20 protein-coding genes are annotated in these 16,550 nt (G+C 36.6%); 18 read left to right on the top strand and 2 right to left on the bottom strand.

Features of this window, described 5'->3' with window-relative positions; all coding sequences use genetic code 11:
- Positions 1-67 precede the first annotated feature (67 nt).
- From D1953_RS00715 to D1953_RS00700, 4 genes are all read left to right on the top strand, one after another.
- Positions 68-1,204 (top strand): conserved virulence factor C family protein, encoded by a 1,137-nt coding sequence (locus tag D1953_RS00715; RefSeq protein WP_119115236.1) that lies wholly within the window; start codon positions 68-70, stop codon positions 1,202-1,204.
- Positions 1,205-1,502: 298 nt separating this feature from the next.
- Complete coding sequence (gene ilvD, locus D1953_RS00710) at positions 1,503-3,188, top strand: dihydroxy-acid dehydratase (RefSeq protein WP_119115235.1); 1,686 nt, start codon at positions 1,503-1,505, stop codon at positions 3,186-3,188.
- A gap of 142 nt (positions 3,189-3,330) precedes the next feature.
- Entirely contained in the window at positions 3,331-3,765 is a 435-nt protein-coding gene (locus D1953_RS00705) for a BrxA/BrxB family bacilliredoxin (RefSeq protein WP_119115234.1), read from the top strand.
- A 65-nt stretch (positions 3,766-3,830) separates the two neighbouring features.
- A complete protein-coding gene (locus tag D1953_RS00700) occupies positions 3,831-4,631 on the top strand; it encodes a class I SAM-dependent methyltransferase (RefSeq protein ID WP_119115233.1) in 801 nt (266 codons plus the stop codon).
- 35 nt (positions 4,632-4,666) lie between these two features.
- Here D1953_RS00700 and D1953_RS00695 read toward each other — a convergent pair whose 3' ends face one another.
- Together D1953_RS00695 and D1953_RS21890 are read right to left on the bottom strand one after the other, a co-directional pair.
- A complete protein-coding gene (locus D1953_RS00695) occupies positions 4,667-5,044 on the bottom strand; it encodes a DnaJ family domain-containing protein (protein ID WP_119115232.1) in 378 nt (125 codons plus the stop codon).
- Between the two features lie 137 nt (positions 5,045-5,181).
- A complete protein-coding gene (locus tag D1953_RS21890) occupies positions 5,182-5,316 on the bottom strand; it encodes a hypothetical protein (RefSeq protein WP_281271513.1) in 135 nt (44 codons plus the stop codon).
- Between the two features lie 236 nt (positions 5,317-5,552).
- Between D1953_RS21890 and D1953_RS00690 the strand changes: the two genes are divergently transcribed.
- The 14 genes from D1953_RS00690 (at position 5,553) to D1953_RS00625 (ending at position 16,473) form a co-directional block, all read left to right on the top strand.
- On the top strand, positions 5,553-6,155 hold the full coding sequence (locus tag D1953_RS00690; RefSeq protein WP_245979803.1) for a YpjP family protein: 603 nt from the start codon (positions 5,553-5,555) through the stop codon (positions 6,153-6,155).
- Positions 6,156-6,430: 275 nt separating this feature from the next.
- On the top strand, positions 6,431-7,192 hold the full coding sequence (locus tag D1953_RS00685) for a TerC family protein (protein WP_119115230.1): 762 nt from the start codon (positions 6,431-6,433) through the stop codon (positions 7,190-7,192).
- 434 nt (positions 7,193-7,626) lie between these two features.
- Positions 7,627-8,337, top strand: a complete 711-nt coding sequence (locus tag D1953_RS00675; RefSeq protein ID WP_119115228.1) for an anthrax toxin lethal factor-related metalloendopeptidase — start codon at positions 7,627-7,629, stop codon at positions 8,335-8,337.
- A gap of 299 nt (positions 8,338-8,636) precedes the next feature.
- Positions 8,637-9,431 carry a thymidylate synthase gene (locus D1953_RS00670; protein ID WP_119115227.1) on the top strand — a complete coding sequence of 265 codons (795 nt, stop codon included), beginning with the start codon at positions 8,637-8,639 and terminating at the stop codon, positions 9,429-9,431.
- A complete protein-coding gene (locus D1953_RS00665) occupies positions 9,428-9,913 on the top strand; it encodes a dihydrofolate reductase (RefSeq protein ID WP_119115226.1) in 486 nt (161 codons plus the stop codon). Before D1953_RS00670 ends, D1953_RS00665 begins: the two co-directional genes overlap by 4 nt.
- A gap of 218 nt (positions 9,914-10,131) precedes the next feature.
- Positions 10,132-11,400 carry a threonine ammonia-lyase IlvA gene (gene ilvA / locus D1953_RS00660; protein WP_119115225.1) on the top strand — a complete coding sequence of 423 codons (1,269 nt, stop codon included), beginning with the start codon at positions 10,132-10,134 and terminating at the stop codon, positions 11,398-11,400.
- A gap of 203 nt (positions 11,401-11,603) precedes the next feature.
- Positions 11,604-11,786 carry a twin-arginine translocase TatA/TatE family subunit gene (locus D1953_RS00655; RefSeq protein WP_119115224.1) on the top strand — a complete coding sequence of 61 codons (183 nt, stop codon included), beginning with the start codon at positions 11,604-11,606 and terminating at the stop codon, positions 11,784-11,786.
- 90 nt (positions 11,787-11,876) lie between these two features.
- The gene (gene tatC / locus D1953_RS00650) at positions 11,877-12,632 is read left to right on the top strand and encodes a twin-arginine translocase subunit TatC (RefSeq protein ID WP_119115615.1); all 756 of its coding nucleotides are present in this window, start codon (positions 11,877-11,879) and stop codon (positions 12,630-12,632) included.
- Between the two features lie 399 nt (positions 12,633-13,031).
- Positions 13,032-13,124, top strand: coding sequence for a hypothetical protein (locus D1953_RS22125; protein WP_425454240.1), 93 nt, complete (start codon positions 13,032-13,034; stop codon positions 13,122-13,124).
- Positions 13,081-13,233, top strand: coding sequence for a DUF2535 family protein (locus D1953_RS21605; protein ID WP_245979801.1), 153 nt, complete (start codon positions 13,081-13,083; stop codon positions 13,231-13,233). The genes D1953_RS22125 and D1953_RS21605 overlap by 44 nt, the downstream gene beginning before the upstream one ends.
- A 194-nt stretch (positions 13,234-13,427) precedes the next feature.
- Entirely contained in the window at positions 13,428-14,270 is an 843-nt protein-coding gene (locus D1953_RS00640) for a DegV family protein (protein WP_119115223.1), read from the top strand.
- Positions 14,271-14,298: 28 nt separating this feature from the next.
- Positions 14,299-14,883, top strand: a complete 585-nt coding sequence (locus D1953_RS00635; RefSeq protein ID WP_119115222.1) for an SCO family protein — start codon at positions 14,299-14,301, stop codon at positions 14,881-14,883.
- Positions 14,884-15,046: 163 nt separating this feature from the next.
- Positions 15,047-15,889: an SGNH/GDSL hydrolase family protein gene (locus tag D1953_RS00630; RefSeq protein ID WP_119115221.1), complete on the top strand. Its 843-nt coding sequence runs from the start codon at positions 15,047-15,049 to the stop codon at positions 15,887-15,889.
- On the top strand, positions 15,889-16,473 hold the full coding sequence (locus D1953_RS00625; protein WP_119115220.1) for a YpmS family protein: 585 nt from the start codon (positions 15,889-15,891) through the stop codon (positions 16,471-16,473). The genes D1953_RS00630 and D1953_RS00625 overlap by 1 nt, the downstream gene beginning before the upstream one ends.
- Positions 16,474-16,550: the final 77 nt, after the last annotated feature.

The raw sequence follows: 16,550 nt of genomic DNA, 5'->3' as shown, positions 1-16,550 counted from the left end.
TGAGATTATCCGTTGAATATGATAAAATCGATGGAGCGAACAATGTGTGAATGAAGGAGATTAAATGATGCAAATTAAATCAATTGAACCTACACCAAGTCCAAATACAATGAAAATTAATTTAACAGAAGAACTGCCAGCGGGTAAAAGCAACAATTATAAAAAAGATGGGGCGGATCAAGCGCCGGCACTTATTCAAGAGCTGTTTAAAATTGACGGTGTGAAAGGCGTGTATCATGTAGCGGACTTTTTAGCTGTAGAGCGAAATGCCAAATATGATTGGAAAGATATATTAGTGCAAATTCGCCAAGTGTTTGGTGAGGAAACAGCTGAACAGTCGCAGCAAACAGCGATGCTTGAACATTTCGGTGAAGTGACGGTCATGATTCAACAATTTAAAGGCATTCCAATGCAAATCAAAATGAGTGATGGAAATAGTGAGAAACGATTTGCTCTGCCTGATTATTTTGTTAAAGCGGTAGCGGCTGCTCAAAAAGAAGATGACAATGTTGTGATGCTTCGTAAATGGAAAGATTACGGAGTACGATATGGGGATATGGAGGAAATCGGAAAAGAGGTAGCGGATGAGCTTGTCGCTGCTTATCCAGAGGAACGAGTCAATCAATTAGTCGCAGCTGCACAGGAGGCACAGGATAAAAAAGATCCAATCGTTAAGCGACCTAAAATCAAACTTACCGCAGATATGCTTGATGATGAAAATTGGGAAAAACGCTATCAAGCATTAGAGCAAATGGAAGATCCGACTGTGGAGGATATTCCTCTACTCGAAAAAGCATTAGAGGATAACAAAGTGTCTATTCGTCGTCTAGCTGTTGTGTATTTAGGAATGATTGAGGATCCAAAAGTTTTACCAAGCTTGTATAAAGCGTTGAAGGATTCTAGTGCAGCTGTTAGAAGAACAGCTGGTGATTGTCTGTCTGATTTAGGATTTGAAGAAGCGATGGGGGAAATGGCGCAAGCATTAGCCGATAAAAATAAGCTTGTCAGATGGAGAGCAGCAATGTTTCTGTATGAAGTAGGAGACGAGTCTGTGCTGCCTGCTTTAAAACAAGCAGAAAAAGATCCAGAGTTTGAAGTCGCACTACAAGTAAAGATGGCGATTGACCGCATTGAAAATGGAGAAGCAGCAAAAGGTTCTGTTTGGAAGCAAATGACGGAAGCAAGACAAGCGGATGAGAGATAAGTTTAATGAAAATCTCATGATAAAGGAAAAATAAAAAAGTAGCCTTCGCGGTTACTTTTTTATTTTTTTTTAGAAGTTTAACTTTTCTAAAGGATTAAAGCGTAAGAAAAGATTTCGACTTTCGCTATTAGGGCCGATAAGTCTCGTTTTTTAATCATTTATTTTTCGGTAAAGCACTTTTTAAGAGTACAACGGTTGCATTTGTCTTCAAATATGTTAGAATTTTTAGAGAATAGTGAATGGTTGAACTACACTAAGTAATCAAACATTTTAGTTTAAATTGGGGGTATCACATCAAATGTCTAAACCAAAAATGAGAAGTGACATGATTAAAAAAGGTTTCGACCGTGCTCCACACCGCAGTTTATTGCGTGCAGCCGGCGTTAAAGAAGAAGATTTCGGTAAACCGTTTATTGCGGTTTGTAACTCTTATATTGATATTGTTCCTGGACATGTGCATTTACAGGAATTTGGTAAAATTGTAAAAGAAGCCATTCGCGAAGCGGGCGGAGTACCATTCGAATTTAATACAATTGGTGTAGATGACGGAATTGCAATGGGGCATATTGGAATGCGTTATTCACTGCCAAGTCGTGAAATTATCGCAGATTCTCTTGAAACGGTTGTTTCTGCGCACTGGTTTGACGGAATGGTTTGTATTCCAAACTGTGACAAAATTACACCAGGTATGATGATGGGTGCTCTTCGTGTGAATATCCCAACGATGTTTGTTAGTGGCGGGCCGATGAAAGCTGGTAAAGATAAAAATGGGAAACCGCTTTCCTTATCTTCTGTTTTTGAAGGAGTAGGTGCTCATCAAGTCGGTAAAATCGACGATGACGCTTTATTGGAGCTTGAACAATACGGTTGCCCAACATGCGGTTCTTGTTCAGGAATGTTTACAGCGAACTCCATGAACTGTTTAGCTGAAGGTTTAGGACTTGCTCTTCCAGGTAACGGTACAATCTTAGCTGTATCAGAAGACCGTAAAGAGTTTGTTAAAAAATCTGCTAAGCAATTAATGGAATTAATTAAATTAGATATTAAACCTCGCGATATCGTAACAATCGATGCAATTGACAATGCGTTTGCTTTAGATATGGCAATGGGCGGATCGACGAATACGGTTCTTCATACATTGGCACTAGCTCATGAAGCTGGATTCGAATACCCAATTGAGCGCATTAACGAAATAGCAAATCGTGTACCGCATCTTGCGAAAATTGCCCCAGCTTCAGATTACCATATTGAAGATGTGCACAATGCTGGCGGCGTAAGTGCAATCATTAACGAACTATTGAAAAAGCCAGGTGCTTTCAATGGTGATCGTATTACAGTAACAGGAAAAACACTTCGTGAAAATGTAGCAGGCTGTGAAATTTTGAACAAGGATGTTATTCGTCCATTAGATAATCCACATTCAGAGCGTGGAGGCCTTGCTGTATTATTCGGTAACCTTGCACCGAACGGCTCTATTATTAAAGTAGGGGCTGTTGATAAATCAGTAGGCGGCTACCACAGAGGCCCTGCTATTTGCTTTGATTCACAAGATGATGCATTGCGAGGCATTGCGAAAGGTCAGATTAAAGAGGGACATGTTGTTGTTATTCGCTATGAAGGTCCAAAAGGTGGACCAGGTATGCCGGAAATGTTGGCACCTACTTCGCAAATTGCAGGAATGGGTCTTGGAGCGAAAGTTGGCTTAATTACAGATGGACGTTTCTCAGGTGCATCACGCGGAATCAGTATCGGTCATATTTCTCCAGAAGCAGCAGAAGGCGGCCCAATCGCATTTGTTGAAGATGGCGATATCATTGAGTTAGATTTAGAAAAACGTACAATCACATTAGAGATTTCGGATGAAGAATTTGAAAAACGTAAAGCGAACTGGAAAGGTTTTGAAACAAAAATAAAAACAGGTTATTTAGCGCGTTATTCTAAACTTGTTACGAATGCTAGCACAGGCGGAGTAATGAAAATCTAATACGTCTGCAGCAATGAAACGGCGGCGGAAACTTAGCGTTTCTGCCGCTGTTTTTCTTTGGTAAGCGTGATTTTTGCATAATCTTCATAAAGTATAGTATCCTTATAATTATCATTGTTGTTTTTTGAGGAGGAATGTTAGTATGTCAATGGCATATGAGGAATACATGAGACAGATGGTCATGCCAATGCGTCAAGAATTAGTGCAAGCAGGTTTTCAACAATTACAAACAGCAGAAGAAGTTGAAAACTTTATGGAATCGGTAGAAGGAACAACACTTGTTGTTGTAAATTCTGTATGCGGCTGTGCAGCTGGCTTAGCTCGTCCAGCAGCTACTGAAGCAGTTGCAGAGACTAGCAACAAACCAGATCACATCGTGACGGTATTTGCTGGTCAAGATAAAGAAGCAACAGCTAAAATGCGTGAATACTTCGTTGGAATTGAACCTTCATCTCCATCAATGGCTATATTAAAAGGGAAAGAAGTCGTTCACTTTATTCCACGTCATGATATTGAAGGCAACTCATTAGAAGCTATTAAAGATAATTTGCTGATTGCATTTGATAATGTAAAATAAGTGTTTTAAAAAATGCCTTGTATATGCAACAAGGCATTTTTTAAGTAGAAATAGGAGCTATCTATATGTTTATTACTACAGCAGGAAGAACAGACAAGCATTCCATTGAACTTGCTCAGCAAGTAGGACGTGAACTCGATATTCCGTATGTCGCGCGTCGTAAGCGTTCTGTGAAAGCGGTACAAGAAGCCGAAAATGGAGCAGATTGTATCGTATATGGAAAAAAATGTATTGAATTACATCGTTTTGGAGAGCAAGCTCCCTTCTTTTTTCATCCTAATGTAGCGATGATTCGTATTAAAAGGCTTTTACAAGGAGAAAGGGACCCTTATCTTGTAGCGGGGAACATTACAACTGGCAGTACGGTGTTAGATTGTACGCTCGGTCTTGGAGCCGATGCAATTGTCGCGAGTTTTGCTGTAGGAGATGGCGGTCGAGTTGTGGCATTAGAGGATAATCGTTTTCTTGCTTTTCTTGTGGCTCATGGGTTACACACATGGGAAGACGGTGAGAATTCAATTATTCAAGCGATGCGCCGAGTAGAAGTAAAGTGCATGCATCATTTTGAAGCACTTAAGCAAATGGCCGATAATAGCTTTGATGTGGTATATTTTGACCCAATGTTTGAAGAAAGCATTCTTGAATCAGATGGTATTCGAACACTTACACATTTTGCGATGACACATTCTTTAACAGAAGCCATTATAGAAGAAGCGAAGCGTGTTGCTCGGAACCGAGTCGTACTGAAAGATCACTTTCGCAGTTTACGATTTGAGCAATTTGGTTTTCAAGTATTAAAGCGGAAAACAGCGAAATTTCATTATGGTTTTCTCCAAGTGAATCAAGAGCCTGAGACCTTAGAGTGATGAATGAGGTACCAGGCTTTTATTTAAATAAAAAATTAATTTTTTCTTATGCGCATTTGAATTTTTGTATCATATTTTTTAAAAGCATTGCTATTTGTAGTGTTTCGTTTTTGCAGGACCCGGTTAAATTGCAGGAGTTTTTGATTGAGCTTTTGTTGTAGAACTAGCTTTTCTTCCGGGTCATGACAGCAAGCGATTAGATCTTCTATTTGCATTAATTCTTTTCGATAATTTTGCTCATCTTCCAGCATCTTAGCATTTTTTAATAGACTATATGCCATTCGAAGGTCTTGAGGGATAGCTGATAAATCTTCTATGACAAGAGGTTTTCCCTTTCCAGGTAAATGATTGAATTCTCCATCATTCATGGCTTGTTTAATCTTTTCTTCAGCTATAATATGAACGAAATCCATTTCTTACTTTCTCCTCTCATACAATTCATCTTCAGCTAGTATATCATTTGTTTTTGGGGAGAAGTTAGCACTTATCATAAGCGAAATGAAACAACCTATGCTTTATGAATAGAGGGCACAGGTCGCGTAGTGTTTATTTAATCGGCAAGTGTTAAATAAATAAAGTAACCTAATGTTAGAATACAAAGGATGACTGCTAAGAAACTCCATTCCATTTCTTTCTCCTCCTTATGAAAAGTATCCTCTACATAGTTTAATTCGATACGAACCATTCAATTCCTTTAATTTATATGTTTGTGTTTGAATAGTTGCCTTTGTTATAGAACGCTTTTGATTTTTTTGCTTACTTTATGTGGAATCGTGGTTTGGTACGCTTTTTAACATATCGAAATAGTTACATAATATGGTTAATGCAGTAATTTTCGCTACTATTTATTCGTCATCAGCTATTTTTAAGAGTATAATGAAAGGAAGAAAGATAGACAGTGTTAAGGAAAGGGGGATTTTGTTGGCAGCAACAAAATGGCTTCGTAAAAGTCTTGTCGTTTTAATTTCTATATTAACATTTGGTCTTGTGACTCCATCGAATTTAACATGGCTAGCAGAAGCGAATACGATTAAAGATGGAGCACTTGAAGAGAAGGAAATACCGTATATACCGATTGCTGATATAGAAGAAGATAGCTTTAATAGAGAGCAGCGTATCGCTGAATTGATAGAGAAGGCAGAAGCAAATACTTATCAAAAATTTGGAGAAAAGATTCAACCAAAAATTAACGATGAATTTCAAGCGGTGATTTTACCGAAAATAGAAGAAGCAATTGTTGAAATCGCTAATCAGTTCCCTGATGAACAATTGCAGCAATTAACGATTAGTAAAAATCCGAGTGGTGGCAGAAGCGAAAAGATTTTTCATATTTTGAATACAGAAAGTGGAGAAGACCTTATTCGTTTTCATGTTCGCCAAGATCGTATCCCATTAGAGGGGTATTGGTTTAATTTTCATTATCATACATATCATGATTCATTTATGACGCACTACGAATTAGGGTCTATTTATTGGGATACGAATACACCGCCTAAATGGGGGAGTGCCAAGGTAGTATCTTGATTATTTTAGTGTATATAAATGTGAAAAGTGATATACTGGTATAGAATAATATAAGAAATGGTTATGTTAATGGAGATTATTGATTGTGCGTGTGAAACTGTCGTTTTGCACGCCTTTCAGCTTTTTTAAAAGTTCTTCACGAGTCGGGCAATCAACAATGTTAGTAATACAGCCTATCGAATAAATACTTGCTTAATCTAACTATTCATCAGTGAACGAATACAATATTCTCTGGTGAAGGTTTCTTTTTGTTTAGAGTAAAAGGAGCGTTTAACATGTCGGAATTGTTTCATAACATCATGAGCACTTATGCTTTATTCTTTGATGGGCACATGTGGGTGCAGGTTTTAACGGATCCTGTTAGTTGGGGATTAATTGGTACATTAGTGTTAATGGAAGGATTGTTGTCTGCGGATAATGCGTTAGTATTAGCCGTGATGGTGCGTCATTTGCCGGAAAAACAACGAAGAAAAGCTTTATTTTATGGATTGCTTGGTGCATATCTCTTCCGGTTCTTTGCGATTGGTATCGGTGTATTCTTAATTAAATTGTGGTGGGTGAAAGTACTAGGAGCGGCTTACTTAGGTTGGTTATCGTATAAATATTTCCGCGATAAAAGAAGAGAGTCGGATGAAGTGGAAGAACAAGGTTTAAATCAAAATGGTATCCTTATTCGCCTATTTGGTCCATTATGGGGAACGGTTGTGGTAGTTGAATTAATGGATATCGCCTTCTCTGTTGATAGTGTCATTGCGGCCTTCGGTGTGAGTGATAAAGTGTGGGTGCTGTTAATTGGCGGCATGCTTGGTGTATTGATGATGCGAGGTGTGGCAAGTGTGTTCTTAAAGCTTATTGATCGCATTCCTGAGCTTGAATCTGCTGCTTATGTATTGATTGCTTTCATTGCTTTTAAAATGTTTTTAACGGTATTCAATATTCACATTTCCCACGTGGTGTTCTTTGTGATTATTTTCCTGATTTTTGCTGGAACAATTCTTATTCATTTTCGAAAAAAACAAAAATATACTCATTCGTAATGTAAAAAGCTGACGACTAGGTCAGCTTTTTTTGTCGAAATAATCGAGGCGTTTTAAAAGAAGAAAAAAAGTTATAAAAAAGAGGAAAAGAATAAGGAATAGAAGCCAAAGTGATGGAACAAGAGGAAATAATAAAATACCTAGAAAAAGAGTGAACAAGCAAAGGTCGAATAATAAAAAAATTTGTAAAGAATAAATATTAAAAATTTCCTCAACCAGTTCTCGTTCTTCTTGTGTTATTGGTCGTCTGCCGTAACGTCTCATAATGGATCACCTATATTCAATATATGTATAGAATAGAAGAAATGTGCGTCATTCTATTGAAAGTGATTTCCAAAATTTAGTTTCATAAGCTATGATTCTCATTATGTTATAATAGAATAATAATTTGTTTTTTGTAATCTATTATACATAGTGGGGAAGGAGTATAGTCTATGCGATTTAAATATTGGATTATGCTAATTATGGTATGTATTGGATTGTTTTCTTTTTATACATTATCTCAGGCTAAGGAAGACGGGGTGAGCTGGGATGAATTATCGAAAAAGAACCCTTTAAAGCAAGAGAAAATCTTCACAAATCATCAGAATTTGCAGCAGTTATTTTTATTTCCGGAAGGTTCATTTGATACAGGAGAGGCTCTCTCGATTGTTAAATCGATTTATAGCTTACCCTCCTCGATGTTGGATAAATTGGTAGATAAAGAAGTGAAAGTGAAATTGTTTAATGGCCGATTAACGGAGAACCCTAGTGCAGCCTATTTAAAAGGAGTTCAACCAAGAGGATATAAGAATGCAGAGACAACGTGGGATGATGTACCAGGAATGGGCGGTTCACATACGGTGTTTGTCAAGATTGGAGCAAGCGATCAAGGAAATGGACATGGATCCGTGAATCTAGAGCTTCATGAGTTAGCGCATTCCATTGATAAAATTGTCTATAATGGTATTAGAGATGATATTGAATTTTTAGGTATTTGGAAAAAAGAAGTAGGGACACTATTTCCGAATCAAACGTATTTCAATGATTATCCAGAGGAATACTTTGCTGAAGCGTTTGCTATGTATTATGTGAATTCGGAGCAACGTCATCGTTTAGAAGGGTTAGCTCCACAAACTTATATGTATATTAAGCAATTAGATTAGTTTTCTTTTAGAGTTGAAACTTTGATTATATAGCTTCGACTTATTAAGTCGACATAAGAATGGCTATTGTTCCTTGATGTAATAAGTAGCTTATATAGCATATTAGCTATGTTAAAAAATTAAATTGAAGATGCTTTTTTCTATCTCGTGCTAATCGTTAGTTGGACGACTTTGGTCTATGCGAATAATTGCTACGCTTATCCTTCCGTCGCTTCTTCTTTGCCTTTTTGTGTTTTACTTTTACTACCCGTTAATCTGCGATAAAATAGATAAGATGAATTTAATAAAGGTGGTTTACGATGAAGCAATATTTGGATTTGTGTAAGCATGTATTAGAAAATGGAACGGCAAAGGGTGATCGGACAGGGACAGGAACGATTAGTGCGTTTGGCTATCAAATGCGTTTTAATTTGCAAGAAGGATTTCCGGTACTGACAACTAAAAAGTTAAGCTTACGTGCAATTATTCATGAATTGCTGTGGTTCCTTAAAGGGGATACGAATATTAAATATTTGAAAGAAAATAATGTTCGTATTTGGAATGAATGGGCCGATGAAGAGGGAAATCTCGGACCGATTTATGGGCATCAATGGCGTTCGTGGGGAACGGCTGATGGTCGACAAATCGATCAGATTCGTGAGGTGATTGAGCAAATTAAAACGAATCCAAATTCAAGAAGATTAATTGTAAGTGCTTGGAATGTTGGGGAATTAGACCAGATGGCTTTGCCGCCTTGTCATACATTCTTTCAGTTTTATGTTGCAAATGGCAAGTTATCTTGTCAGTTGTATCAGCGTTCAGCGGATGTTTTCCTAGGTGTACCTTTCAATATTGCCTCTTACGCATTGCTGACAATGATGATTGCACAAGTATGTGATTTGGAACCGGGTGAATTTGTTCATACAATGGGTGATGTACATATTTATAATAACCATTTAGAACAAGTGAAACTGCAATTGACACGTGAACCGAAGGCGTTGCCAACAATGAAGATTAACCCAAATGTTCGAGATATTTTTGATTTCGTCTATGAAGATTTTGAATTAATGAATTATGAAGCACACCCACATATTAAAGGAGAAGTAAGCGTATGATTTCATTAATTGTTGCGATGGATCAAAATCGGGTCATTGGAAAGGATAATCAATTGCCATGGTATTTGCCGGCTGATCTTCAATATTTTAAAAAAGTGACGATGGGAAAGCCGATTATTATGGGGCGTAAAACGTTTGAATCAATCGGCCGGGTGCTGCCTGGTCGTGAAAATATTATTGTTACACGTAACCAATCTTATACGAATTCGGATTGTACGATATTGCATACGATCGATGAGATTAAGCGATATGCTGATCAAAGTGAGCAAGAGGTTTTTGTTATTGGTGGAGCGGAGATTTTTAAAGAGATTCTACCTGTTACCGATCGAATATATATTACCGAAATTGAGGCGAGCTTTGAAGGGGATACGTATTTTCCGAATTTAGATGAAAATGAATGGACTACACGTTCCTCTACACCAGGAATCGTTGACGAGAAAAATGTATACGCTCATCGATTTGTTGTACTAGAAAGAAAATAAAACTAGAATAAAACTGATGATTGTCGTTCTATCATCAGTTTTATTAAATTATATTATAGGATGCTATTGATTGTCTGTTATCTCATGGTAGATAGAGGTTTAATCTAATTGTTGAATAAAGAATTTTTTGAAAAGTCAGTTACATCCTCTAGTGAAAGTGTTATAATTATTAGATTAAATATTGGATTATAAAAAGGGAAAGGATATGAGGAATTGTTATGAGTCAGACAGCATCTATGAAAAGGGGAATTCAATTGGAAGATATTCTAATTGCTTATCGAGATTTGAAAGAAATTGTTGCTCACACTCCTTTGCAAAAAAATGCACGGTTATCTGAGAAATATAATTGTAATGTGTATTTAAAAAGAGAAGACCTACAGCATGTACGTTCCTTCAAATTACGCGGGGCTTACTATAAGATGAGTACATTAACAAAGGAAGAAACGCAAAATGGAGTCGTATGTGCAAGTGCTGGGAATCACGCACAAGGTGTAGCGTTTGCATGTAACCATTTAGGCATCAATGGAAAAATCTTTATGCCTGCTACTACTCCGAGACAAAAAGTTGATCAAGTTCAATTATTTGGGAGAGATAATATTGAAATTGTGTTAGTTGGAGATACGTTTGATGACTCTTTTGCTAATGCGATGATTTGTGCGAAGGATGAGGGGCGGACTTTTATCCACCCATTTGATGATGAACTGGTGATTGCAGGACAAGGGACAGCGGCCGTGGAAATTCTTAATGACTGTGATGAGAAAATTGATTATGTGTTTGCTGCAATTGGCGGCGGCGGATTAATGGCTGGTTTATCCACCTATTTCAAAGCTGTTTCTCCAGAGACGAAATGTATCGGAGTTGAGCCATTAGGAGCCGCTTCTATGAAATATTCCTTCGAAAAGGGAGAGGTTACAGAGCTCGAGACGATTGATACGTTTGTTGATGGAGCCGCTGTGAAATGTGTTGGGCAAAAGACATATGAAATTTGTCATGAGAATTTAGAAGACATTATTCCTGTACCAGAAGGAAAAATTTGTACGACCATTCTTGATTTATATAACGAGCATGCGATTGTTGCTGAGCCGGCCGGAGCGATTTCTGTAGCAGCGCTCGATTTATATAAAGATCAAATTAAAGGGAAAACAGTCGTTTGTATGATTAGCGGTGGAAATAATGATATCGGCAGAATGCAGGAAATTAAAGAGAAATCATTGTTATATGAAGGATTGTTATATTACTTCATCGTTAACTTCCCACAACGTGCTGGAGCTTTAAGAGAGTTTCTAGATGAAGTATTAGGACCAAACGATGATATTAGCCGTTTTGAATATACGAAGAAGAATAATAAAGAAAGCGGCCCGGCATTAGTTGGTATCGAATTAAAATATAAAAACGACTATGCTGGATTGATTGATCGTATGAATAAAAAAGGCTTTACATTTGTGGAAGTGAATAAAGATAGCAACTTATTCCACCTTTTAATTTAGAAGCGGTTAACTAGTATTTATTAAACGGTTTTTAGCCCATTTCATATGATTATCATTCATATGAAATGGGCTGAAAAATAGATTTAATACAAGTTATTTTGAATAGTTATCATTTTTAAATGGAAATGGAGATTGCTTTTCTTTAAAACTAAAAAGTATTATAATAGCTATAAGTTGATGTCAACATTAAAGGGGATGTATCCATGCCGAATATTGGAGTACCTGGTTTAATTTTAATCATACTGTTAGCGTTAATAGTTTTTGGTCCTAAGAAGCTTCCTGAAATTGGGCGTGCGTTTGGACAAACGTTACGGGAATTTAAAAAATCAACGCGCGAATTAACGAGTGACGACTTCGAAGATCACGAGAAGAAAACGACTAAATAAACAGATGGGTGAAGGCGTAAGATAGAGTTGTCTTGCGCCTTTTTGTTGACGAAACATTATTGGATTTTTCAAAAAAAGGCGTGATGGATGTTGGAAGATAAAGAACTCAATGTCATTGAACATCTTGATGAGTTGCGAAAACGATTAATTATTGTTGTCGTTAGTTTTTTTCTTTTTTTTATTATTGGCTTTATATTTGTTGAAGATGTTTATAAGTGGTTTGTCAAGGGATTAGATGTTACCTTAATGGTGTTAGGACCGAGTGAGATTATTTGGATTTACTTCATGCTCGCATCAGTGATTGCTGTAGCAGCGACGATTCCAATTCTAGCATTGCAAATATGGCTCTTTGTTAAACCAGCTTTACGACCGCATGAAATAAAGGCAACATTAGCTTACATACCAGCTTTATTTATATTATTTGTGGCGGGACTTGCCTTCGGATACTTTATTATTTTTCCGATGATTTATCAGTTCTTACTTGATTTAGGTGGAGACATGTTTTTAACGAACTTCACGGCTGAGAAGTATTTTAAGTTTGTCTTTCACATGACTATTCCTTTTGCTGTATTATTTGAGCTCCCTGTTGTCATTATGTTTTTAACTTCTATCGGAATTTTAAATCCTTATGTGCTTCATAAAATTAGAAAATATGCTTATTTTGTTCTCGTGGTCATTGCTGTTTGTATAACTCCTCCAGATTTTATGTCCGACTTCGTTGTGATTGTACCGTTGTTACTTCTATATGAAATTAGTATATCGCTATCTAAAATTGTCTTTAAGCGGCGTCAAAAAAGGGAAGCAGCGGCTGAAGCAGAATATAGTCAAGGAGAAGATGTGCAATAACGTGAAACTTCCATTAGTGAGGGTTTTTCTTCATCCCCACTGATGGTTAGTCACGTTCTACGGTCATTAAGATTTTTGCTTCGCTTCAATCAAGTGACCGTACGAATCTGATTGGTGAAAGCTTACCTTTGAAAATCCCAAAGGTAAGCTTTCGCTGTATTTCACCAATCGGACCTTACTACATAAGCGAGGAGACTGCTCTAATCAATCTTCTGACATTCTTAGTATCTTGGGGTGTATGGATTTAGAAGTGCTAAATTGATTGCTTCTATATTTAGATACACAATATTTCATCCTTTTATTTATTTTGTGTATAATGAAGACAATCGAATAAAAAAGAGGATTGATAGTTTGTTGCTTAAATCCTTAGCGTTCAAAAATTATCTTGGACATAAGGTGATGGTTACGGATATACTAGTTTTATTGCCTGATGATCCTAATTATTTTTATGGTACATATCAGGTTAAAGGTTTTCACAGAGCAAGTTTTTAAGAAGAATGAAAGTATAGTAATATATTCCTTCAAACAGTATTTAGCAACCGTTCTAAAGTGGCCGGTTTATCGCAAGCTTTTCGCTGAAGATTTGATTAATAATGCTTAAATAAGGACTGTCTATTCACAGTCAGTGGTTTAGAAGAGCTTAAGCAAAGGTTCTTTTATAACTGAGGATGGACAGTCTTTACACGTATTTTGTAATCGTTATCATAAAAAATGAATAAGCTTAATAGATAGGATCTACATGCTAGTGATTGATTTGAATGGTCTAGACAGAAATGTGAACTAGGATGTGTTTTAATGAAAAAAGTAAAAATAGTAACAGATTCAACAACAGATATGACATTAGAAGAATTAGAGAAGTATGAGATTACAATGGTTCCGCTATCCATTTCTATTGATGGAGAAACGTTTTTAGATAAGGTGGAGATAGGATCCAATGAATTTCTAGCCCGAATGAGAAAATCAAAAGATTTACCAAAGAGTTCTCAGCCAGCTGTTGGTACATTTGCTCAAATATATGATGAATTAGGAGCAGATGGGAGTGAAATTATTTCGATTCATATGACTGGCGGTATGAGTGGGACTGTACGCTCAGCGGAAAGTGCTGTAAGCATGACAGATGCGAAGGTAACGGTTATTGATTCGAAATTTATTTCAAAAGCGTTAAGTTTTCAGGTAATTGAAGCAGCAAAAATGGCTAAAGAGGGTAAATCAGTAGCGGAGATTATCGAACGTTTGGAGACGATTCGCAATAATACGAGATTAACGATTATTGTTGATACGCTCGAAAACTTAATTAAGGGCGGACGAATTGGCAAGATGACAGGCTTAATTGGTTCTTTGTTAAATATTAAACCGATTGCTATTTTAGAAGACGGTGTACTTCATCCTGTTTCAAAGGCAAGAAGTCACTCACAAATTGTTAAGTACGTCGTGAATCAATTTAAACAAGATATGGAAGGAAAGAAACTAACAGGAATTGGGATTGCCCACGCAAATAATAGAGAGCTGGGCGATAAAATTGGAAAAGTAATTATGGAATTGACTGGACTTCAGACTATTACGATGGATGACACAACTCCGGTCATTAGTACCCATGCTGGGGAAGGTGCATTAGCCATTATGTATTATTGGGATTGATTAGATAAGCTGAAAGGGCGGGGAAAAGATGAGGAGACAGCAACTATTTATTATGCTGGGCATAGTTTTGTTAACGTTATCAGCCTGTAGCTCTAATGAAATACCAAATGAACAGGATCGAGATATTGAGGATTTCAGTTTTACAACTCAAGAAGGAAAGAAACTAGAGAAAAGTGATTTAAAAGGGAAAGTATGGGTGGCTGATTTTATTTTTACATCGTGTGAGACGGTTTGTTTCCCGATGACATCGAATATGGTCAAGCTGCAGAAGATGCTTAAGGATGAGGGGATAAAGGATGTTGAATTCGTTTCTTTTTCCGTTGATCCAGAAGTAGATAAGCCAGATGTGTTAAAAAAGTATGCTGATCAATTCGATGTAGATTATTCAAATTGGCACTTCTTAACGGGATATCAACAAGATGAGATTATTCAATTTGCGAAGACAGGCTTTGGGACATTAGCAGTAAAGCCAAAAGGTGAGGATCAAGTTATTCATGGTACGTCTTTTTATTTACTGAATCAAGAGGGGAAAATTGTTCAAGAGTATACAGGTCTCGAGGACATTCCGTTTGAAGATATTATAGAGCATATTAAAATAGTACAAAGTCGTTAAACAGGTCCACATGCGGACCTGTTTTTTTTATGTTTAGAAGCATGTTTTGAAAAAGCCTAGTAAAAGCTACAGTTATACAAGAATTTTCATTTTAAAACAAGGTTTTTTCTTTATAAAATCCCGTTTTTTTCATGATATAATATTTTAAAGGAAGGTGATAGCGATGAAATATATCATCACCTGTCTTCTTATATGTCTATTCTTAATAAGTGGATGCAGTCAAAGTCAAACGGTCTCAACTCAACCTTTGGAACAGTATCAGCATCTGACGGAATTAAGTAAGAAGCAAGAGATTCCTTCACGCTTTTTCCCTGATCCGATTCAAATTGTGTCGGTCGGTGACTCATTAACTCAAGGGGTTGGAGATAGTAAAGATAATGGAGGCTACTTACCTTATCTAAAAAAGAAATTAGAAAAAGAGCCGAACATTACAGCTGTAGAGATGGTCAATTATGGTGTACGAGGTAACCGAACGGATCAATTGTTGAAGCGATTGGATAAAAAAGAGATTCGTGAACATATTGAGCAGGCTGATTCCATTGTCGTAACGATTGGTGGAAATGATATTATGAAAGTATTTAAACAAAATTTCACCCATCTAGAAATGGATCAGTTTGAAACCGCTAAAATCGGTTATGAAGATCGTTTGAGGAAAATTTTTGATAAAATACGGACGTATAATAAGTCAGCACAAATATATTTAGTTGGAGTGTATAATCCATATACGAAGATATTTGCAGATTTATATGAGCTTGATATGATTATTGCCGATTGGAATAATAGCGGTGAAAAAATTGTATCTCAGTATGATTCGGCTTACTTTATTTCGATAGAAGACATTTTTCAAAATACAACAGAAGATTTGCTTTATACGGAGGATTACTTTCATCCAAACGACCGCGGTTATGAATTAATTGCGACGAGAATATATAACAATATGGAAGTTGCCACATTGGGAAGAGAGACCCTGGAAGCAGCAAGCATTAGAGGGGATGAACCACAATAATGACAGGAGAGAAATGGAAAAAGTTATTTATTGTTTTATTAGCCTGTAATATCCTTGTCATTATCTTTATGTTGATTTTAATTAATTGGCCGATTAAAGGTGAAGAAATTAGCAATAAGTCAAGTAAGGAAGAGGATATCCAATTTCAAGTACACACAACACGAGATGATTTGAATCAATTAATCAATCAATATTTAGATAAGGAAGGGCTAACTGGTGGATTTCATTATGAAGTATATTTAACCGATGAAGTTGAATTGTATGGCAAGATTCCATTCTTTAATCGTGAAGTAGATTTGAAATTAACGTTTAAGCCGATTGCTCAAGAAAATGGCGATTTGGTTCTCAAGCAAGAGTCCATTTCTGTTGGTGAGATGAACCTCCCTGTCTCCTATGTAATGAACTTTATTAATAAGCGTTATAAAACGCCTGATTGGGTTACCATTCAGCCGAAGGAGCAAAGGGTTTATGTCTCTCTGCAAGAAATGAAATTGAAAAGCGATGTACGTGTAAAGGCCAAAAAATTTGATTTAGAACATAATGACATTTCATTTTTATTGACAGTGCCTTCTGTTCAGCCATAAGAAAAAAACGGGATATCCCGGTTTTTTCTTATGGTGAAACGGATAGGTAGCTTGGATTTTAAGGATAAAGAAAGTGT

The sequence above is a fragment of the Peribacillus asahii genome, from assembly GCF_003570725.1.
GTDB lineage: Bacteria > Bacillota > Bacilli > Bacillales > DSM-1321 > Peribacillus > Peribacillus asahii.
This window is presented reverse-complemented; position numbering and strand designations above follow the sequence as displayed.